The sequence below is a fragment of the Pseudomonas sp. CCI4.2 genome (assembly GCF_034350045.1).
In the GTDB taxonomy this organism is placed as follows: Bacteria; Pseudomonadota; Gammaproteobacteria; order Pseudomonadales; family Pseudomonadaceae; genus Aquipseudomonas.
In genome coordinates, this window is sequence record NZ_CP133781.1 from 1,395,655 (window position 1) to 1,414,312 (window position 18,658).

The following is an 18,658-nucleotide window of genomic DNA, read 5'->3' on the forward strand; positions in this document are numbered from 1 at the left end:
AGCAAGAATGGCTAAGGTATTCGCGATAGCGAACCAAAAAGGGGGCGTGGGTAAAACCACAACCTGTATCAACCTCGCCGCGTCATTGGTCGCTACCAAGCGCCGCGTGTTGTTGATCGATCTTGACCCGCAGGGCAACGCCACCATGGGCAGTGGTGTGGATAAACACGCCTTGGAACATTCGGTGTATGACGTGTTGATCGGCGAATGTGATTTGGCGCAAGCCATGCACTTTTCCGAGCATGGCGGTTACCAGTTGCTACCGGCCAACCGCGATCTGACGGCCGCGGAAGTCGTCCTGCTGGAAATGCAGATGCGAGAAAGTCGCCTTCGTAATGCACTGGCCCCTATTCGCGAGAACTACGACTACATTCTCATCGACTGCCCACCTTCCTTGTCGATGCTTACCCTGAATGCGTTGGTTGCTGCGGATGGCGTCATCATCCCCATGCAGTGCGAGTATTTTGCGCTGGAAGGCTTGAGCGACCTTGTGGATAACATCAAACGCATCGCCAGCGTACTGAATCCCCAGCTGAAAATCGAAGGCCTTTTGCGGACCATGTATGACCCGCGTCTGAGCTTGATCAATGACGTGTCCGATCAGCTCAAAGAGCATTTTGGTGAGCAGCTGTACGACACCGTTATTCCGCGCAATATTCGCCTGGCGGAAGCACCAAGCTTTGGCATGCCAGCACTGGCCTATGACAAAACATCGCGTGGTGCTCTGGCTTACCTCGCCTTGGCGGGCGAGATGGTTCGTCGGCAACGCCGCAACCCCCGTCCCGCTCAGACAACTTAAGGAATCCGCATGGCCGTTAAGAAACGAGGTCTCGGACGTGGGTTGGATGCACTTCTGAGCAGTCCGACCATCAGCGCACTGGAAGAGCAGGCTGTTCAAGCCGATCAGCGTGAGCTGCAACATCTACCCCTGGATGTGATCCAGCGCGGCAAATACCAGCCCCGCCGTGACATGGACCCCCAAGCCCTCGAAGAGCTGGCTCAGTCGATCAAGGCTCAGGGCGTCATGCAACCGATTGTCGTGCGTCCAATCGCTGGCAGTCGCTTCGAGATCATCGCCGGAGAACGGCGTTGGCGCGCGAGCCAGCAAGCAGGCCTGGAGACGATTCCGGCCATGGTTCGCGACGTATCGGATGAAACCGCCATCGCCATGGCGTTGATCGAGAACATTCAGCGCGAAGACCTGAATCCAATAGAAGAGGCCGTTGCGCTGCAGCGTCTTCAACAAGAATTTCAGCTCACCCAACAACAAGTGGCCGATGCGGTCGGCAAGTCCCGGGTAACCGTGGCGAACCTGCTACGCTTGATCGCATTGCCAGAAGTGATCAAAACCATGCTTTCCCACGGCGACCTGGAAATGGGTCATGCACGTGCATTGCTCGGATTGCCCGAAGAACAGCAGGTAGAAGGGGCGCGACATGTTGTCGCACGGGGTCTGACCGTACGCCAAACCGAAGCGCTGGTTCGCCAATGGTTGAGTGGCAAACCTGCTGCTGCCGAACCCGTAAAAAACGATCCGGACATCAGTCGCCTCGAACAGCGCCTGGCAGAGCGGTTAGGCTCTGCGGTGCAGATTCGCCATGGTCAGAAGGGTAAAGGGCAACTGGTTATTCGCTATAACTCGTTGGATGAGCTACAGGGCGTACTTGCGCACATTCGCTGAAACAGATGCGTTGTAGCGAGTAGTCGGAAATCACTACATGGCAGTTGAATAGGGGTTAATCCGCCCCTATACTCTGCGCGCATTTTGTCGGCACAAATTATGCCAGTTACTGATTTTGGTGGCTGACATTCCAGGAGCAGTTGTGATGGAAAACCGCACGCAGAAACGCCTGCCGTTCCATCGCCTGGCGGTTTTTCCGGTACTACTGACCCAATGTGCGGTACTGCTGTTGGCAGCGTTGACGTTATGGCAGTGGCACGGTGTCGTTGCTGGGTACTCAGGTCTTTGCGGAGGTCTGATAGCTTGGCTGCCCAATTTGTATTTTGCTCATAAGGCGTTCCGGTTTACGGGTGCTAGAGCAGCGCAAGCCATTGTCCGGTCTTTTTACGCTGGCGAGGCAGGCAAACTTATTTTTACGGCAGTGCTTTTTGCGCTGACCTTTGCAGGGGTAAAACCGCTGGCACCGCTGGCGGTATTTGGGGTGTTCATGTTGATCCAATTGGTCAACTGGTTCTCTCCCCTGCTTATGAGAACAAGACTTTCGAGACCTTAGGGCGTTTGAGGCAACCATGGCATCAGAGCAAACAGCTTCGGCATATATCCAGCATCACCTGCAAAATTTGACCTTTGGTCATTTGCCAACCAGCGGTTGGGGTTTTGCTCATGACGCGGCGCAAGCCAAGGAAATGGGTTTCTGGGCTTTCCACGTCGATACTCTCGGCTGGTCGGTCGCACTGGGGTTGATCTTTATTCTGATCTTCCGCATGGCAGCCAGAAAGGCAACCTCCGGTCAGCCGGGCGCCTTACAGAACTTCGTCGAGATTCTGATCGAGTTCGTTGATGGCAGTGTGAAAGACAGTTTTCACGGACGCAGTCCGGTCATTGCACCGTTGGCGCTCACTATTTTTGTCTGGGTGTTCTTGATGAACGCAGTCGACCTTTTCCCGGTTGACTGGATTCCGCATTTGGCGATGTTTGTCACTGGCGACCCCCATGTCCCATTCCGCGCCGTATCGACAACTGATCCAAACGCTACCCTTGGCATGGCCCTGTCGGTATTTGCGTTGATCATTTTCTACAGCATCAAGGTCAAGGGCATTAGCGGCTTCATCGGCGAAATGACCCTGCACCCGTTTGGTAGCAAGAACATCTTTCTGCAGGCACTGTTGATTCCAGTTAACTTCCTGCTTGAATTCGTGACGTTGATTGCCAAGCCTATCTCGTTGGCACTGCGTCTGTTCGGCAACATGTATGCCGGCGAGCTGGTGTTCATCCTGATCGCGGTCATGTTTGGCAGTGGCTTGCTCTGGCTGAGTGGCCTGGGCATCGTGCTGCAATGGGCGTGGGCTGTATTCCACATCCTGATCATCACCCTGCAAGCGTTCATCTTCATGATGCTTACCATTGTCTACTTGTCGATGGCTCACGAAGAAAACCATTAAGACTCGTCTTGGGCGACTTGATGACCCTACCGCTTCGGCGGCAGGGTGCCCGCAAGGGCTGATGTGAACAATTTTGTTTTACCGCTTTAAATCTAAAAAACCTAACCAATACGACGTAAAAGTCGGGAGGAAAGATGGAAACTGTAGTTGGTCTAACTGCTATCGCTGTTGCACTGTTGATCGGCCTGGGCGCACTGGGTACCGCAATCGGTTTTGGCCTGCTGGGCGGCAAGTTCCTGGAAGGCGCAGCGCGTCAACCAGAAATGGTCCCAATGCTTCAGGTTAAAATGTTCATCGTTGCCGGTTTGCTCGATGCCGTGACCATGATCGGTGTTGGTATCGCTCTGTTCTTCACCTTTGCGAACCCCTTCGTTGGTCAACTCGCTGGCTGATCTCTCGAATTTTCGAGTGGATTGGTGTGATGGACAACGAACGAGCGAGGTGTTGGCGTGAACATTAATGCAACCCTGATTGGTCAGTCCGTTGCGTTCTTCATTTTTGTACTGTTTTGCATGAAGTTCGTGTGGCCTCCGGTCATCGCTGCTTTGCACGAACGTCAGAAGAAGATCGCGGATGGGCTGGACGCTGCTACACGAGCAACTCGCGACCTGGAGTTGGCCCAAGATAAAGTGGGTCATCAACTGCGTGAAGCGAAGGCTCAAGCAGCAGAGATCATTGAGCAAGCCAAGAAACGCGGTACCCAGATTGTCGACGAAGCCCGTGAACAGGCCGTTGTCGAAGCTGACCGTGTGAAGGCTCAGGCTCGGACCGAGATCGAACTGGAACTGAACGGCGTCAAAGACGCGCTGCGCGCCCAATTGGGTAGCTTGGCGGTCAACGGTGCTGAGAAGATCCTGGGTGCCACAATCGATCAAAACGCGCACGCGGAGCTGGTTAATAAACTGGCTGCTGAAATTTAAGCGAGGGCGATCATGGCAGAACTGACCACGTTGGCCCGACCTTACGCTAAGGCAGCCTTCGAGCACGCCCAGGCCCACCAGCAACTGGCCAATTGGTCAGTAATGCTTGGCCTGGCTGCAGCTGTGTCGCAAGACGACACAATGCAGCGGATGCTGAAGGCACCGCGACTGACGAGCGCAGACAAGGCCACCACTTTTATTGAAGTGTGTGGCGACAAGTTTGATGTCAAGGCACAGAATTTCATCCACGTCGTTGCTGAAAACGACCGTCTCCTGCTTCTGCCGGAGATAGCCGAACTGTTCGACCTGTACAAGGCCGAGCAGGAAAAGTCGGTCGATGTGGACGTCACCAGTGCTTTTGCATTGAACGAAGAACAGCAAGACAAACTCGCCAAGGTTCTCAGTGCACGGCTCGGCCGGGAAGTGCGCCTGCATGCTGCGGAGGATGCCTCTCTAATAGGTGGTGTCATCATCCGCGCCGGCGACCTGGTTATCGATGGCTCAGTTCGTGGCAAACTCGCGCAACTGGCCGAAGCATTGAAATCTTGAGTTTGAAGGGGCAGCAGAGCAATGCAGCAACTCAATCCTTCCGAAATAAGTGAAATTATCAAGAGTCGCATCGAGAAACTCGATGTAACTTCCCAAGCCCGTAACGAAGGCACAGTCGTCAGCGTATCTGACGGCATCGTGCGGATTCACGGTCTGGCCGACGTTATGTACGGCGAGATGATCGAGTTTCCGGGCGGCGTCTTTGGTATGGCGTTGAACCTTGAGCAAGACTCTGTGGGTGCCGTTGTATTGGGCTCCTACCAGATGCTGGCTGAAGGCATGAGCGCCAAGTGCACTGGCCGCATCCTTGAAGTTCCGGTTGGTCCGGAATTGCTGGGTCGCGTAGTCGATGCATTGGGTAACCCAGTTGACGGCAAAGGCCCTCTGAACAACGTCCTAACCGACGCTGTCGAGAAGGTTGCACCCGGCGTGATCTGGCGTAAGTCGGTAGACCAGCCTGTACAGACTGGCTACAAGGCTGTTGATGCCATGATCCCTGTCGGCCGTGGTCAGCGCGAGCTGATCATTGGTGACCGTCAGATCGGTAAAACCGCTCTGGCGATCGACGCGATCATCAATCAGAAAAACAGCGGCATCTTCTGCGTCTACGTAGCAATTGGTCAGAAACAATCGACCATCGCTAACGTGGTTCGCAAACTCGAAGAAAACGGCGCGTTGGCTAACACCATCGTCGTTGCTGCCAGTGCTTCCGAATCGGCTGCGTTGCAGTTCCTTGCTCCGTACTCCGGTTGCACCATGGGCGAATATTTCCGCGACCGCGGCGAAGACGCGCTGATCGTTTATGACGATCTGTCCAAGCAAGCAGTGGCTTACCGCCAGATTTCCCTGCTGCTGCGCCGTCCGCCAGGCCGTGAAGCCTACCCAGGCGATGTGTTCTATCTCCACTCCCGTCTTCTGGAGCGCGCATCGCGTGTTTCCGAAGCGTATGTAGAGAAGTTCACCAACGGTGCTGTGACTGGCAAGACTGGTTCGTTGACCGCTCTGCCAATCATCGAAACTCAGGCTGGCGACGTTTCCGCGTTCGTTCCGACCAACGTGATTTCCATCACCGACGGTCAGATCTTCCTGGAATCGGCGATGTTCAACTCTGGCATCCGTCCAGCTGTGAACGCCGGTGTTTCAGTATCCCGTGTGGGTGGTGCCGCTCAGACCAAGATCGTCAAGAAGCTTTCCGGTGGTATCCGTACCGCTCTGGCTCAGTACCGTGAATTGGCGGCATTCGCCCAGTTCGCTTCTGACCTGGACGAAGCCACTCGCAAGCAGCTTGAGCATGGTCAGCGCGTTACCGAGCTGATGAAGCAAAAGCAATATGCGCCGATGTCTATCGCTGATATGTCGTTGTCCCTGTATGCCGCTGAACGTGGCTTCCTGGTGGACGTCGAGATTCCAAAAATCGGCAGCTTCGAGCAGGCTCTGATTGCTTACTTCAACCGCGATCACGCCGAATTGATGGCGAAGATCAACGTGAAGGGTGACTTCAATGACGAAATCGATGCGGGCCTTAAAGCCGGTATCGAAAAGTTCAAGGCCACCCAAACCTGGTAAGCCGCAGCGGGGGCCGAGAGGCTCCCGCTTGCTAACCTGATAGGTGTTACATGGCAGGCGCAAAAGAGATTCGCAGTAAGATTGCGAGCATCAAAAGCACGCAAAAGATCACCAGCGCCATGGAAAAAGTGGCAGTTAGCAAAATGCGCAAGGCTCAAATGCGCATGTCGGCTAGCCGTCCTTATGCGGAGCGCATCCGCCAGGTAATCGGACATCTGGCCAACGCCAACCCGGAATACCGCCACCCATTCATGATCGAACGCGAAGTAAAGCGTGTCGGTTATGTTGTGGTGAGCAGTGACCGTGGTCTGTGCGGTGGCTTGAATACCAACCTGTTCAAGGCTTTGGTCAGGGACATGGCGGTAAACCGTGAAAACGGCGTAGAGATCGATCTGTGCGTGATCGGCAGCAAAGGTGCGACCTTTTTCCGCGTTTTTGGCGGTAATGTCGTTGCTGCGATCAGCCATCTGGGCGAAGAGCCATCAATCAATGACTTGATTGGTAGCGTCAAGGTGATGCTGGATGCTTATCTGGATGGCCGTATTGATCGCCTGTCCGTGGTATCCAACAAGTTCATCAACACCATGACGCAGCAGCCTAAGGTGGAACAGTTGATTCCGCTGGTTGCGACCCCGGATAAAGAACTCAAGCACCACTGGGACTATCTTTACGAACCGGACGCCAAAGAGCTGCTTGACGGCTTGATGGTTCGCTACGTTGAGTCACAGGTCTACCAGGCGGTGGTCGAGAACAACGCAGCTGAACAAGCCGCGCGGATGATCGCAATGAAGAACGCTACTGATAACGCCGGTGATTTGATCAGCGATTTACAACTGATCTACAACAAGGCGCGTCAGGCTGCGATCACCCAAGAGATCTCGGAAATCGTCGGCGGCGCTGCCGCGGTTTAACGGTTCAAATATTCAGAGGATCCAGCTAATGAGTAGCGGACGTATCGTTCAAATCATCGGCGCCGTGATCGACGTGGAATTCCCACGCGAACACGTACCGAGCATCTACAACGCGCTGTTGGTAAAAAGTGCAGCCGGGACCACCCTGGAAGTTCAGCAGCAGCTGGGCGACGGCGTGGTTCGCACCATTGCAATGGGTTCCACCGAGGGCTTGAAGCGCGGTCTGGAAGTCACGGACTCTGGCGCAGCCATTTCCGTACCGGTCGGTAAAGCGACCTTGGGCCGGATCATGGACGTCCTCGGTAACCCGATCGACGAATGTGGCCCGATCGAAACCGAAGAGCGTTGGGGCATTCACCGTCCTGCGCCTACTTTCGCTGAACAGGCAGGCGGAAACGACCTGCTGGAAACCGGCATCAAGGTTATCGACCTGGTTTGCCCGTTCGCCAAAGGCGGTAAAGTCGGTCTGTTCGGTGGTGCCGGTGTAGGCAAAACCGTAAACATGATGGAATTGATCCGTAACATCGCCATCGAGCACAGCGGTTATTCCGTGTTCGCTGGTGTGGGCGAGCGTACCCGTGAGGGTAACGACTTCTACCACGAGATGAAGGACTCCAACGTTCTCGACAAAGTGGCATTGGTTTACGGTCAGATGAACGAGCCGCCGGGTAACCGTCTGCGCGTAGCACTGACTGGCCTGACCATGGCTGAGAAATTCCGTGACGAAGGTAACGACGTTTTGCTGTTCGTCGATAACATCTATCGTTACACACTGGCCGGTACTGAAGTATCCGCACTGCTGGGCCGTATGCCTTCTGCAGTAGGTTACCAACCGACCCTGGCTGAAGAGATGGGCACTCTGCAAGAGCGCATCACTTCGACCAAAGCCGGTTCGATTACCTCGATTCAAGCTGTCTACGTACCTGCGGATGACTTGACCGACCCGTCGCCTGCTACAACGTTTGCCCACCTGGACGCTACCGTCGTACTGTCCCGTGACATCGCTTCTCTGGGTATCTACCCAGCGGTCGATCCACTGGACTCGACTTCGCGCCAGCTGGATCCGGATGTTGTCGGCCAGGAACACTACGACACCGCTCGCGGCGTACAGTACGTGCTGCAGCGTTACAAAGAACTGAAGGACATTATTGCGATCCTGGGTATGGACGAGCTGTCGGAAACCGACAAGCAGTTAGTATCCCGCGCACGTAAGATCCAGCGGTTCTTGTCGCAGCCGTTCTTCGTGGCTGAAGTCTTTACGGGTGCCTCGGGTAAATACGTTTCCCTGAAAGACACCATTACTGGCTTCAAAGGCATCCTCAACGGTGACTACGACCACTTGCCAGAACAAGCGTTCTACATGGTCGGCGGCATCGAAGAAGCGATCGAGAAAGCCAAAAAACTGTAATCCCGGTGCCCGGTAAAACGGGCGCTAATTAGGTTGAGGCAAGCAAATGGCTATGACAGTCCATTGCGATATCGTCAGCGCGGAAGGGGAAATTTTCTCCGGTCTGGTCGAGATGGTGATTGCGCACGGTAACTTGGGCGATATCGGTATTGCTCCAGGCCACGCGCCGCTGATCACTGATCTGAAGCCAGGTCCGATCCGCCTGATCAAGCTGGGTGGGGAAGCCGAGGTGTTTTACATCTCGGGTGGTTTCCTCGAAGTGCAGCCAAACATGGTCAAGGTTCTTGCCGACACCGTGCAACGTGCTGCCGACCTGGATGAAGCCTCTGCTCAGAACGCTGTTAAAGCGGCTGAGAAGGCGCTGAATGAAAGAGGCGCAGATTTCGATTACGGCTCTGCGACTGCACGACTGGCCGAGGCGACAGCGCAGCTGCGCACCGTTCAGCAAATTCGTAAAAAGTATGGTGGCTAACCCCATCTGTTTTTTTGCGTGATTGAGAAAAAGGGTAGCCTCGGCTACCCTTTTTTCTTTTTTAAAATTCACCGCCGGTCGCCCTTGCTGACCGCCCCAGGATTGGTAGACAGCCATGTCACTCGATATCGTAATTCTCGCAGCGGGCCAGGGCACGCGCATGTGTTCGGCACTGCCCAAGGTTCTGCATCCAGTGGCGGGCGACTCCATGCTCGGGCATGTTATCCACAGCGCGCGCCAACTTAATCCACAGCGGATTCACGTGGTGATTGGTCACGGTGCGGACTTGGTTCGCGAGCGTTTGGCGGCAGATGATCTGAATTTCGTCTTGCAAGACAAGCAGCTCGGTACGGGCCACGCGGTTGCCCAGGCATTGCCCGAATTAACGGCAGAGAACGTGCTCATTCTCTACGGCGACGTGCCGTTGATTGAAGTGGGCACGCTGCGGCGTCTGCTGAAAAACGTCAGCGCCGAGCAACTTGGACTGCTGACGGTGACGCTTGCTGACGCCACGGGTTATGGACGTATCGTGCGAGATGAGCAACAGCGTGTCACTGCGATCGTCGAGCACAAGGATGCGACCGACGCGCAGAAAGCGATTACCGAAGGCAACACCGGCATTCTCGCTGTGCCAGGCAAGCGATTGGCAGACTGGCTGGGTCGGTTATCCAATAACAACGCGCAGGGCGAGTATTACCTAACCGATGTCATCGCCTTGGCCGTGGAAGACGGTCTGGTGATTGCCACCGAGCAGCCGCTGGATGCCATGGAGGTTCAAGGCGCAAACGACCGCAAGCAACTTGCCGAACTGGAGCGTCATTATCAGATGCGGGAAGGCTGCCGTTTGATGGCACTGGGCGTCACCCTGAGGGACCCGGCGCGTTTCGACGTGCGCGGAGAAGTCAGCGCAGGTCGCGACGTATTGATCGACGTTAATGTGATCCTTGAGGGTCGGGTGATTATTGAAGACAACGTCAGCATTGGCCCCAATTGCGTCATAAAAAACAGCACCTTGCGCAAAGGCTCGGTGGTTAAAGCCAACAGCCACATTGACGGTGCCGTACTAGGCGAGGGAAGCGATGTAGGCCCGTTCGCTCGACTGCGGCCCGGCAGCGTCCTGGAAGCCTTGGCGCATGTGGGTAACTTTGTTGAGTTGAAAAACGCACACCTTGGAGCAGGCGCAAAAGTAGGCCATTTGACCTATTTGGGCGACGCAGACGTGGGCGCACGTACCAATATCGGGGCCGGCACCATCACCTGTAACTACGACGGGGTGAACAAACACAAAACGGTCATCGGTGAAGGCGTCTTTATCGGCTCCAACAACTCTTTGGTCGCGCCTGTGGATATCTTTTCCGGTGCGACCACGGCGGCGGGATCTACCCTCACTCAAAACGTCCCTGCCGATCACTTGGCCATCGGTCGCGCTCGTCAGCGCAACATCGAAGGATGGAAGCGGCCGGTGAAAATCAAAAAAGAATGAAGTTATCCACAGACGTTTTCACACTCAGGTCTTTGCGGAAAGTCGTTCATAGGCAAACCCAAGCTTGACGAATGTACTCCAATAGGTTTTGATTGCCTTCGTTATCTTTCGAAACGAAATTTAGATCGCCATGTCGAAACGCAATACACCACAACGTCGCCATAACCTTCTTGCCGTGCTCAATGAGCTGGGTGACGTAAGCGTCGACGACATGGCAAAACGCTTCGAAACTTCGGAAGTCACCATTCGTAAGGACCTCGCCGCGCTTGAAGGTGATGGCTTGTTGTTGCGTCGCTACGGCGGCGCCGTGGCCCTGCCACACGAGTTAATAGCGGATAGCTGTCAACCGGTGTCCAAGTACAAACTGGCCATTGCGCGAGCTGCTGTCGCAAGAATTCGAGAGCACGCACGCATCATCGTCGACAGCGGTAGCACGACCGCCGCGTTGATTTCTGAATTAGGCAGTCTGTCTGGTCTAGTAGTCATGACCAATTCGCTGCAGGTTGCCACGGCGTTAAGTGAACTTGAACGTGAGCCCGTGCTGCTGATGACCGGCGGTACGTGGGACCCCCATTCCGAGTCGTTCCAGGGACAGGTTGCCGAACAGGTACTGCGTTCCTACGACTTTGATCAGCTATTCATTGGTGCGGATGGCATTGATTTGAATCGCGGTACGACAACGTTCAACGAACTCCTGGGCTTAAGCCAAGTCATGGCAGAAGTTGCTCGGGAGGTCGTGGTGATGGTTGAAGCCGATAAAGCTGGTCGAAAAATTCCCAATCTGGAACTGCCCTGGAGCAGTATCCACACCCTAATTACCGATGATCGCTTGCCCGCTGAGGTACGCGAACAGATTCAAGCCCGCGGCATAACCCTGATTTGTGCGGCTGTTTGCTAGGAGAGAACCATGTGTGGAATCGTCGGCGCTGTTGCTGAGCGCAATATCACTGCCATCTTGCTCGAAGGCCTCAAGCGCCTTGAATACCGTGGCTACGACAGCGCTGGCGTGGCGCTTTTTACCAACGCTGGCAAGCTGGAGCGCTGCCGTCGACCGGGCAAGGTTGCTGAGCTTGAGCAGGCGCTCGCTGGCGAACCTCTGATTGGCCGTCTCGGCATTGCACATACCCGCTGGGCCACCCATGGCGCGCCATGTGAACGTAACGCGCATCCGCACTTTTCTGCGGATGAACTGGCGGTCGTGCACAACGGCATCATCGAAAACCACGAAGAACTTCGCGACCGACTCAAGGGTTTGGGGTACGTCTTTACCTCAGACACCGATACCGAAGTCATCGTCCACCTCTTGCACCACAAATATAAAGACTCAGGTGATTTGGCCATCGCGCTGAAGGCCGCCGTCAAAGAGTTGCACGGTGCCTACGGCTTAGCGGTCATCAGTGCCAAACAGCCTGACCGTTTGCTCGCCGCCCGCAGTGGCAGTCCGTTGGTCATCGGTTTGGGCTTGGGGGAAAACTTTCTGGCCTCAGACCAGCTCGCGCTTCGGCAAGTGACTGACCGTTTCGTGTACCTGGAAGAAGGCGACATCGCTGAGATTCGTCGCGACAGCGTGCAGATCTGGACCGTTGATGGTTTGCCGGTCGAGCGCGAAATCGTTCAATACCATGAGGGTGCGGAAGCGGCTGACAAAGGTAAATTCCGCCATTTCATGCTCAAGGAAATCCACGAACAACCGAAAGTGGTACAGCGCACCCTTGAAGGGCGTTTGGGCCAACATCAGGTATTGGTTCAAGCATTTGGTCCACAGGCGGCCGAGCTGTTTGCCAAAGTGCGCAACGTGCAGATCGTGGCCTGTGGTACTAGCTACCACGCGGGCATGGTCGCCCGTTACTGGTTGGAAGGTTTGGCCGGGATTCCGTGTCAGGTCGAAGTCGCCAGTGAGTTCCGTTACCGCAAGGTCGTCGTGCAACCCGACACGCTGTTTGTGTCGATCTCACAATCGGGCGAAACCGCCGACACCCTCGCCGCACTGCGCAACGCCAAAGAACTGGGTTTCCTCGCCAGCCTGGCTATCTGCAACGTCAGCATCAGTTCGCTGGTGCGTGAGTCTGACCTGACCCTGCTGACTCAAGCTGGCCCGGAAATAGGCGTCGCCTCCACCAAAGCCTTCACCACCCAACTGGTTGCCTTACTGCTACTGACCCTTGCCCTTGGGCAGGTCAAAGGCACGCTGGAAGAGGGCGTCGAAGCAGAATTGGTCGAAGAGCTGCGCCGCCTTCCAATCCGTCTGGGTGAAGCACTGGCCATGGACAGCACTGTCGAAAAAGTCGCCGAGCTGTTTGCCGAGAAGCATCACACCCTGTTTTTAGGGCGTGGCGCGATGTACCCGGTGGCCATGGAAGGATCGCTCAAGCTCAAAGAGATTTCCTACATCCACGCAGAAGCCTATCCAGCCGGCGAACTCAAACACGGTCCGTTGGCCTTGGTCGACAGCGACATGCCCGTCGTCACCGTGGCACCGAACAACGAGCTGTTAGAGAAGCTCAAATCCAACCTGCAAGAAGTCCGCGCGCGCGGCGGTGAATTGATCGTCTTCGCCGACGAACATGCCGGCATGACCAACGGCGAAGGCACACACGTGATCGCCATGCCGCACATCATCGACACCCTGGCGCCGATCCTCTACACCGTCCCCCTGCAGTTGTTGTCGTATTACGTCGCGGTGCTTAAGGGCACGGACGTGGACCAACCGCGTAACTTGGCGAAATCGGTGACGGTGGAGTGAGTCGTGGCGATATAGACTATAAAAATGGATAACAAACTGATTTTATTGGGATGTTATTTTTAGTATTTGCCATTTTTCCAGATTTCCTGCTTCGTCTTATGCATCGGGTAAGTTAGGTATGTTTCGTCAGCTATCTCGCATGACCTAATTGTCCTAGCTGCTTGCTGCGGGGCGAGAATAAGCAGTGCGGCGGGGCGCTGTGCGCATGCCATTGAGGATCTCAAGTGCAATGACCAAAGCACCACAGACGCCCCGGCAATCGCCGTTTTGTTATTGCCTTCACCAAACAGCGCGAAGAAGTAACTCAGCGCTGGGAACACAATGACCAGGTAGCTAACCTTGCCAATCCAGTCACTGGTCCAGTAGCCCTGGTCGAATTTAAACCAAAAAACTCGCCACCCAATGCCGGGCATAGGCAAACACCCCGTTATCCAATGTCGGTTGGCAGGCTGAAAATACCGCTGCCGATCATTGAACCCACCACCAAGGCAATCAGCAGACTCAATGAGAGCCGTTCTGACGCTCTATGTCGGCGTAGATGAGCGGTTCGTGTTTGATTTATGTCAGACGCGGGATGATCATTTTGGAGATTGGCAACAAACTAAACCAATGCCCCGAACGCAGATCCCACCAGTGCTGTAATGCCCATGGCCAGTGCACCCCACATCGTCACGCGCCAGGCGCCGGTCAATACGCTGGCACCGCCGGCCCTGGCCGCAACAGCCCCCAGGCTGCTGAGAAAAACCAGTGACATGCCACAGATCCACGGCACAACGCTGTGGGCTGGCGCGATGATAATCACCGCCAGCGGCAGCGCGGCCCCCACCACGAAACTTGCGGCCGAGGCGAGGGCGGCCTGCAATGGTTTGGCCGTGAGTGCTTCGCTGATGCCTAGTTCATCCCGGGCGTGAGAGCCCAGGGCATCATGGGCCATCAATTGACCGGCTACCTGATGTGCCAGTTCAGGCGATACACCGCGATGCATGTAAATGTTCGCCAGTTCGATGTGTTCGGCTTTCGGGTCGCTGGCCAGTTCTGCCCGCTCCCGGGACAGGTCTGCCCGTTCGGTATCCGCCTGAGAGTGCACGGAAACGTATTCACCTGCCGCCATTGACATGGCGCCTGCCACCAGCCCGGCCATACCCGTCACCAGCAACGTTGAATGAGTGGCGTTGGCTGCGGCGACGCCGATCAACAGGCTGGCGGTGGAGACGATCCCGTCGTTAGCCCCCAGGACGGCGGCACGCAGCCAGCCGATACGATCGCTGCGATGAGACTCGGTGTGCCTGTGCATGAATTTCATTGTTTAACTGGACTCACTGTCATTGGGTGATTCATATCGGACGGGTTTCAATCTGCGCCTGCAAGTGGCCGCCGACAATGGATATTTCCTTGAACTGTTCACCGTCATGCAGCACGAACAATGCGTCCATCCCGCGCTTCTGAGCCAGCCGTGGCCCTTCGATTTCGCCCAGCACCATCAGCGCCGTGGCCCAGGCATCGGCAAGCATGCACGAAGCCGCCACCACGGTGACGGCCGCGAGCGGGTTACACAGCGGCGCACCGGTGGCAGGGTTCATGCTGTGGGCGTAGGATTGCCCACTTACATCCACCCAATGTCGGTAGTCCCCTGATGTGGCGATGGCGGCGTCGCCAAGCTCCATGACACCCATCACTTCACGTACGCCACGGAGGGGTTTTTCAATGGCCACGACCCAGGGCTGAGCATCAGGTTTCACGCCTCTGGCGCGCATCTCGCCGTCGATGCCAACCAGATAACAAGTGATGGCAAAATCTTCCAGGCAACGGGCCAGTTCATCGACGCCGAAGCCTTTGGCGATGCCATTTAAATCAAGGTTCAGTGGCCCACGTTTGCGTACCTGATTGCGTTGAGGGTCGATTACTAGCGCGGCGCTGGCGGACAGTTGCGCTCGCGGTGGTGCCGTCCCGAGGGTTTGCTCCGTGATGGATTGTTCGCCGGGACCGAACCCCCAGGCATCCACCAGGTCACCGACTGCTATGTCGAAGGCGCCGGCAGATTGCTGACTGACCCGCAGCGCGGCAGACAGCACTGTGGTCAGCTCTTTGGGCACTGACAGCCATTCCTGCTCGGGGCCGGCGTTGAGGCGGCAGAGGTCGGAATCGGGTTTCCAGATGGACATTTGCTGGTCCACCCGGCCTACGACGTGTGCCAGGGCCTGGGCGATTTCGCTCGTGTCGATCCCGGCCTCCGCATAGAACAAGGCGGTGTAGCGCGTGCCCATGGTCTCGCCGTTTATGCTGTAGCGTTGCACCTCAGTAGACATCTTCACGGTAGCGTCCTTGTGCCTTGAGGGTCAGCACACTCAGGTTGAGCGGTGCCAACACTTCATCCAGGGCGTGCATCACGCCTTCGGCCATTTTTCGACTGCCACACACCAATACTTGGGCGCCTTTTTCAATCAACCGACGCAAAGCCAGCGCATCGCTGATCAGTCGGTCTTGCACGTAACTGTGATCTTGAACCTGGGAAAAAGCGGCGCGTAATTCGGTGAGGCGTCGGTCCGCCAGATAACGGGTGAGCTCCGGTTCGTAGAGAAAGTCCGAGGTCGGGTTACGTCCGCCCCAATACAAGTGCATCGGGTGTCGGGCCTTGTTGTTACGGATAAAACCGGCCAATGGACCAATGCCCGTGCCAGCGCCGATCAGTATTACCGGGTGCGTGCCCGACGCTGGACGAAATTGCGGGTTAGGCTGGATAAAGGCGTCGATCGACGCGCCGATGTTCAGGCCATGCAGGAACTGTGAGCACACACCGCGTTCGTGTTTACGGACGCAGATTTCCAGCACTCCGTCTTCGGAGCTACTGGCCAGCGAGTAAAAGCGCGGGACCGGATTATCCGGTGGCAGAATCCCGACCAAGTCTCCGGCCTGAAAGCTCGGCAGATCACTCGGTGCCTTGAAGCGCAGGACGTGGGTCGGAGCATTCACTTCTTCACCGTAGACGATGCATTCGGTCAACTCCAGTTGATGGGTGCACGGTTGCTCCGGTGTGTGGACCAAGGTCAAGTCATGCCCCAGTGCTTCGGCCAACGCGTGGCCCCAGCGCGCAAATTCCTGGGAGGACAGGCGGTTGACGGTCTCCAGCCCCAGCAGCGGCGAGCCGCCGGCCTGCACCATCGCGCTCTGCACCTGATGGGCGTACTGACAAAATTGCGCAAACTGTCGATCGCCCAACCCCAGTACCGCAAAGGGCAGGCCGGGTTTGAGTCCGACCTGGTTGAGCCGTGTCAGGAACTGCGAGGCTGAAGCCGGGGCGTCACCATCACCGTGGGTCGCGGTGAGTATCAACAGCCGCTGGGCATGGCGGTAATCGCCTTTCCATTCATTCATCGCCGCGCTATGCACCCGATGCCCAGCCTGGTGCAAGGCATCATGCAGGGTTTGGGCAAAACCCCAGGTGCTGTTGTTTTCACTGCCCACCAGAATCACGCTGTCGGCGAGATGGGCGGGGCTGTTGTGGCGGATGTTCGGGCCGGCCTTGCGGCGGCGCCACCAGAGCAGAATGCCTGTCACGCTCATCAACGGCACGCAGAGGGCACAAAGGCCAAGCGGCAGGCCCAGCCACCAGAGGCCTTCACCGGTGTGCAACTGGTAAATCAGTTGATAAACGTTATACATCCAGTCGTGAGCTTGCCAGGACAACAAGGTGCCGCTGGCCGGGTCCACGTAGCCCTCGCCCTGGGCCGTGCGCAGGGAAAACACATTTTGCGGGTTGCCGGGGCTCGGGTAGACCAGTTCGCGCAGGTCATTCAGGTCGGTGGCCTGCAAGGCTTGCAGGTTCGCCGCCGGCGACGCCGGGCCGGCGCTGATGTGGGTGGGAAAGGCCGGTTCGCTCTGACTGCCGTCAGCGATCAAACCGAAGGTGGTGCCGGACATGTAAAGCCCGCTCAATGCCGACAGCAGCAGCCCGAGTATGGCCAAGCGCCCGACTTCCGCGTGCCAGCGCTGGCTGAAAGTGCCGCGCAGTGGCCGCAGCAGATTGCGCCAGCCGCCCAGGCGTCGGGCCAGCAGCAATGCGCCGGACACAGACAGCATCAACATGAACAGTGCGCCAACGCCCGACACCCCGTGCCCCGGTGTGCCCATAAACAGCGAGCGATGCAGGTCTTTCATCCAGCGTGAGAAGGCTGACGGCTCGTAAGGTGCGAGGCCCAGACCGGTTAGTGGGTTGACCTTTTCGGCAGCGGACTGACCGCCTTGGTTGTAGTAGACGATGACCGTCCCGGACGCTGTGCGCTGGATTTGTTCAACGCCCGGAAAGTGACTGGCGACACGTCCGGCCAATTGGCCGACATTGAGCTGCCCGACAGCGATGGACCTGCTGTGCAGGCGCTCCAGCGCTGGGTCAACGGACAATACCGCGCCGCTGATGGCCAATAGCATGACCAACAGGGCGGCAATCAGACCGGGTAGTGAATGGAACTGGCGAAGCATGTTCAGCCTCCAGAAATCGCGGGTGCTACAGGTCGTAGGTGAACGAGTCGATGTAAGTGCTGCCGGTCGCTGGCTTGCCCGAACCTTTGGAGGTCAGGGGCACGCTGATGTCGGCTCGGCCTTCGCGCTGGCTTTCCACAGCGCTGTCGATATGGATCTGATACCCAGCGTCGATCAAGGTGTCTGCCAGTTCAACGCTGACTTTGAGGGTGCGTCCGCTGCCGACACTAGCGCCGCTGACGCCGTCAAACTCGCTCGGATTCATGCCGCTGCCACGGGCCCAGTCGGTCAAGTGCCGGTAGTACTTGGCCTTCTTGCCGGCGACCCAAAGGGTCTTCTGGTATTGGCCGTTGGCGTCGGTGACATAGATCGCCAGGTACGCATCGTTACCGCCGTAATCCTTGAGCTGGGTGGTCAGGGTCACTTCACGGGCCTGTGCCAGCCCCGGCAGGGCAACGGCACCGGCGAGGCAGGTTGCAGCGATGATTCTCTTCATGAGGATTTCCTGTTTGAGCGTTGTGGCCAGAGCCTGGACCTGTTGGCTGACAGCAACCTGAAAGCCTTGGGAAAAACCGAAATGATCATTTGGAGACGGATCCGGCGAGGTAATCCCGGGCGTCGCCGTCGTCACCGAAATTGACTTGTAATGTGCGCAGGCGCAGGGAGGCTGGTGCATAGCGGGCTTCGATGGCGTTGCCCTTGCGGTCGGCGCCCTTGAGCTTGTAGCAACCGTCGTCGACCTTGATGCGCTGTACGCTCCAGCCGTATTGCTGCTCCACCTGATGACGCAAGGTTTCCCGTGGTTGCCAGTCACTGACCGGCTCGCTGCAGTCGCCATCGGCCAAGGCGTGGCCGCTGAGCAACACGCTCAACAATGCGGTATTGGCAATAAAAGCTGATTTCATGATCTGTCTCCTGCCGGATCGGCGTCTGTGGCATAGCCTAAGGTGCATTCCTGACAACGAGCTGAAACTTCAGACTCACGTCAGGTAAGGCGGTTAAGGTGC

General features: G+C 56.7%; 20 protein-coding genes. 14 read left to right on the forward strand and 6 right to left on the reverse strand.

Features of this window, described 5'->3' with window-relative positions:
- Window positions 1-7 precede the first annotated feature (7 nt).
- From RHM65_RS06155 to glmS, 14 genes are all read left to right on the forward strand, one after another.
- A complete protein-coding gene (locus tag RHM65_RS06155; RefSeq protein WP_322166821.1) occupies window positions 8-799 on the forward strand; it encodes a ParA family protein in 792 nt (263 codons plus the stop codon).
- Window positions 800-808: 9 nt separating this feature from the next.
- Window positions 809-1,681 (forward strand): ParB/RepB/Spo0J family partition protein, encoded by an 873-nt coding sequence (locus RHM65_RS06160; RefSeq protein ID WP_322166820.1) that lies wholly within the window; start codon window positions 809-811, stop codon window positions 1,679-1,681.
- Between the two features lie 145 nt (window positions 1,682-1,826).
- Window positions 1,827-2,234, forward strand: coding sequence for a F0F1 ATP synthase subunit I (locus RHM65_RS06165; protein WP_322184488.1), 408 nt, complete (start codon window positions 1,827-1,829; stop codon window positions 2,232-2,234).
- A 16-nt stretch (window positions 2,235-2,250) separates the two neighbouring features.
- On the forward strand, window positions 2,251-3,123 hold the full coding sequence (atpB, locus tag RHM65_RS06170; protein ID WP_322166818.1) for a F0F1 ATP synthase subunit A: 873 nt from the start codon (window positions 2,251-2,253) through the stop codon (window positions 3,121-3,123).
- Window positions 3,124-3,257: 134 nt separating this feature from the next.
- On the forward strand, window positions 3,258-3,515 hold the full coding sequence (gene atpE, locus RHM65_RS06175) for a F0F1 ATP synthase subunit C (RefSeq protein ID WP_002555987.1): 258 nt from the start codon (window positions 3,258-3,260) through the stop codon (window positions 3,513-3,515).
- Between the two features lie 57 nt (window positions 3,516-3,572).
- A complete protein-coding gene (locus tag RHM65_RS06180) occupies window positions 3,573-4,043 on the forward strand; it encodes a F0F1 ATP synthase subunit B (protein WP_299830955.1) in 471 nt (156 codons plus the stop codon).
- Window positions 4,044-4,055: 12 nt separating this feature from the next.
- Window positions 4,056-4,592 (forward strand): F0F1 ATP synthase subunit delta, encoded by a 537-nt coding sequence (locus RHM65_RS06185; RefSeq protein ID WP_322166817.1) that lies wholly within the window; start codon window positions 4,056-4,058, stop codon window positions 4,590-4,592.
- A gap of 21 nt (window positions 4,593-4,613) precedes the next feature.
- On the forward strand, window positions 4,614-6,158 hold the full coding sequence (atpA, locus tag RHM65_RS06190) for a F0F1 ATP synthase subunit alpha (protein WP_322166816.1): 1,545 nt from the start codon (window positions 4,614-4,616) through the stop codon (window positions 6,156-6,158).
- Window positions 6,159-6,208: 50 nt separating this feature from the next.
- Window positions 6,209-7,069: a F0F1 ATP synthase subunit gamma gene (gene atpG / locus RHM65_RS06195; protein ID WP_322166815.1), complete on the forward strand. Its 861-nt coding sequence runs from the start codon at window positions 6,209-6,211 to the stop codon at window positions 7,067-7,069.
- A 28-nt stretch (window positions 7,070-7,097) separates the two neighbouring features.
- Entirely contained in the window at window positions 7,098-8,477 is a 1,380-nt protein-coding gene (gene atpD, locus RHM65_RS06200) for a F0F1 ATP synthase subunit beta (protein ID WP_322166814.1), read from the forward strand.
- 46 nt (window positions 8,478-8,523) lie between these two features.
- Window positions 8,524-8,949, forward strand: a complete 426-nt coding sequence (locus RHM65_RS06205; protein WP_322166813.1) for a F0F1 ATP synthase subunit epsilon — start codon at window positions 8,524-8,526, stop codon at window positions 8,947-8,949.
- A gap of 115 nt (window positions 8,950-9,064) precedes the next feature.
- Entirely contained in the window at window positions 9,065-10,432 is a 1,368-nt protein-coding gene (glmU, locus tag RHM65_RS06210; RefSeq protein ID WP_322184489.1) for a bifunctional UDP-N-acetylglucosamine diphosphorylase/glucosamine-1-phosphate N-acetyltransferase GlmU, read from the forward strand.
- A 130-nt stretch (window positions 10,433-10,562) separates the two neighbouring features.
- Window positions 10,563-11,330 (forward strand): DeoR family transcriptional regulator, encoded by a 768-nt coding sequence (locus RHM65_RS06215; RefSeq protein ID WP_322184490.1) that lies wholly within the window; start codon window positions 10,563-10,565, stop codon window positions 11,328-11,330.
- Window positions 11,331-11,339: 9 nt separating this feature from the next.
- Complete coding sequence (gene glmS / locus RHM65_RS06220) at window positions 11,340-13,175, forward strand: glutamine--fructose-6-phosphate transaminase (isomerizing) (protein WP_322184491.1); 1,836 nt, start codon at window positions 11,340-11,342, stop codon at window positions 13,173-13,175.
- 59 nt (window positions 13,176-13,234) lie between these two features.
- On the opposite strand, the gene RHM65_RS06225 is transcribed toward glmS, so the two are convergent.
- From RHM65_RS06225 to RHM65_RS06250, 6 genes are all read right to left on the reverse strand, one after another.
- Window positions 13,235-13,588, reverse strand: coding sequence for a hypothetical protein (locus tag RHM65_RS06225; RefSeq protein WP_322184492.1), 354 nt, complete (start codon window positions 13,586-13,588; stop codon window positions 13,235-13,237).
- A 188-nt stretch (window positions 13,589-13,776) separates the two neighbouring features.
- The gene (locus tag RHM65_RS06230) at window positions 13,777-14,478 is read right to left on the reverse strand and encodes a VIT family protein (RefSeq protein ID WP_322184493.1); all 702 of its coding nucleotides are present in this window, start codon (window positions 14,476-14,478) and stop codon (window positions 13,777-13,779) included.
- Between the two features lie 31 nt (window positions 14,479-14,509).
- Entirely contained in the window at window positions 14,510-15,481 is a 972-nt protein-coding gene (locus RHM65_RS06235; protein ID WP_322185269.1) for an FAD:protein FMN transferase, read from the reverse strand.
- On the reverse strand, window positions 15,471-17,651 hold the full coding sequence (locus tag RHM65_RS06240) for a PepSY domain-containing protein (RefSeq protein ID WP_322184494.1): 2,181 nt from the start codon (window positions 17,649-17,651) through the stop codon (window positions 15,471-15,473). The genes RHM65_RS06235 and RHM65_RS06240 overlap by 11 nt, the downstream gene beginning before the upstream one ends.
- Before the next feature lie 25 nt (window positions 17,652-17,676).
- A complete protein-coding gene (locus RHM65_RS06245; protein WP_322184495.1) occupies window positions 17,677-18,147 on the reverse strand; it encodes a DUF2271 domain-containing protein in 471 nt (156 codons plus the stop codon).
- A gap of 85 nt (window positions 18,148-18,232) precedes the next feature.
- Complete coding sequence (locus tag RHM65_RS06250; RefSeq protein WP_322184496.1) at window positions 18,233-18,556, reverse strand: PepSY domain-containing protein; 324 nt, start codon at window positions 18,554-18,556, stop codon at window positions 18,233-18,235.
- Window positions 18,557-18,658: the final 102 nt, after the last annotated feature.

Excerpts from the sequence above, each read along its gene's own strand:
- RHM65_RS06155 (WP_322166821.1), top strand. The coding sequence starts at position 8 with ATGGCTAAGGTATTCGCGATAGCGAACCAAAAAGGGGGCGTGGGTAAA.
- RHM65_RS06160 (WP_322166820.1), top strand. The coding sequence starts at position 809 with ATGGCCGTTAAGAAACGAGGTCTCGGACGTGGGTTGGATGCACTTCTG.
- RHM65_RS06165 (WP_322184488.1), top strand. The coding sequence starts at position 1,827 with ATGGAAAACCGCACGCAGAAACGCCTGCCGTTCCATCGCCTGGCGGTT.
- atpB (WP_322166818.1), top strand. The coding sequence starts at position 2,251 with ATGGCATCAGAGCAAACAGCTTCGGCATATATCCAGCATCACCTGCAA.
- atpE (WP_002555987.1), top strand. The coding sequence starts at position 3,258 with ATGGAAACTGTAGTTGGTCTAACTGCTATCGCTGTTGCACTGTTGATC.
- RHM65_RS06185 (WP_322166817.1), top strand. The coding sequence starts at position 4,056 with ATGGCAGAACTGACCACGTTGGCCCGACCTTACGCTAAGGCAGCCTTC.
- atpA (WP_322166816.1), top strand. The coding sequence starts at position 4,614 with ATGCAGCAACTCAATCCTTCCGAAATAAGTGAAATTATCAAGAGTCGC.
- atpG (WP_322166815.1), top strand. The coding sequence starts at position 6,209 with ATGGCAGGCGCAAAAGAGATTCGCAGTAAGATTGCGAGCATCAAAAGC.
- atpD (WP_322166814.1), top strand. The coding sequence starts at position 7,098 with ATGAGTAGCGGACGTATCGTTCAAATCATCGGCGCCGTGATCGACGTG.
- RHM65_RS06205 (WP_322166813.1), top strand. The coding sequence starts at position 8,524 with ATGGCTATGACAGTCCATTGCGATATCGTCAGCGCGGAAGGGGAAATT.
- glmU (WP_322184489.1), top strand. The coding sequence starts at position 9,065 with ATGTCACTCGATATCGTAATTCTCGCAGCGGGCCAGGGCACGCGCATG.
- RHM65_RS06215 (WP_322184490.1), top strand. The coding sequence starts at position 10,563 with ATGTCGAAACGCAATACACCACAACGTCGCCATAACCTTCTTGCCGTG.
- glmS (WP_322184491.1), top strand. The coding sequence starts at position 11,340 with ATGTGTGGAATCGTCGGCGCTGTTGCTGAGCGCAATATCACTGCCATC.
- RHM65_RS06225 (WP_322184492.1), bottom strand. The coding sequence starts at position 13,588 with ATGCCCGGCATTGGGTGGCGAGTTTTTTGGTTTAAATTCGACCAGGGC.
- RHM65_RS06230 (WP_322184493.1), bottom strand. The coding sequence starts at position 14,478 with ATGAAATTCATGCACAGGCACACCGAGTCTCATCGCAGCGATCGTATC.
- RHM65_RS06235 (WP_322185269.1), bottom strand. The coding sequence starts at position 15,481 with ATGTCTACTGAGGTGCAACGCTACAGCATAAACGGCGAGACCATGGGC.
- RHM65_RS06240 (WP_322184494.1), bottom strand. The coding sequence starts at position 17,651 with ATGCTTCGCCAGTTCCATTCACTACCCGGTCTGATTGCCGCCCTGTTG.
- RHM65_RS06245 (WP_322184495.1), bottom strand. The coding sequence starts at position 18,147 with ATGAAGAGAATCATCGCTGCAACCTGCCTCGCCGGTGCCGTTGCCCTG.
- RHM65_RS06250 (WP_322184496.1), bottom strand. The coding sequence starts at position 18,556 with ATGAAATCAGCTTTTATTGCCAATACCGCATTGTTGAGCGTGTTGCTC.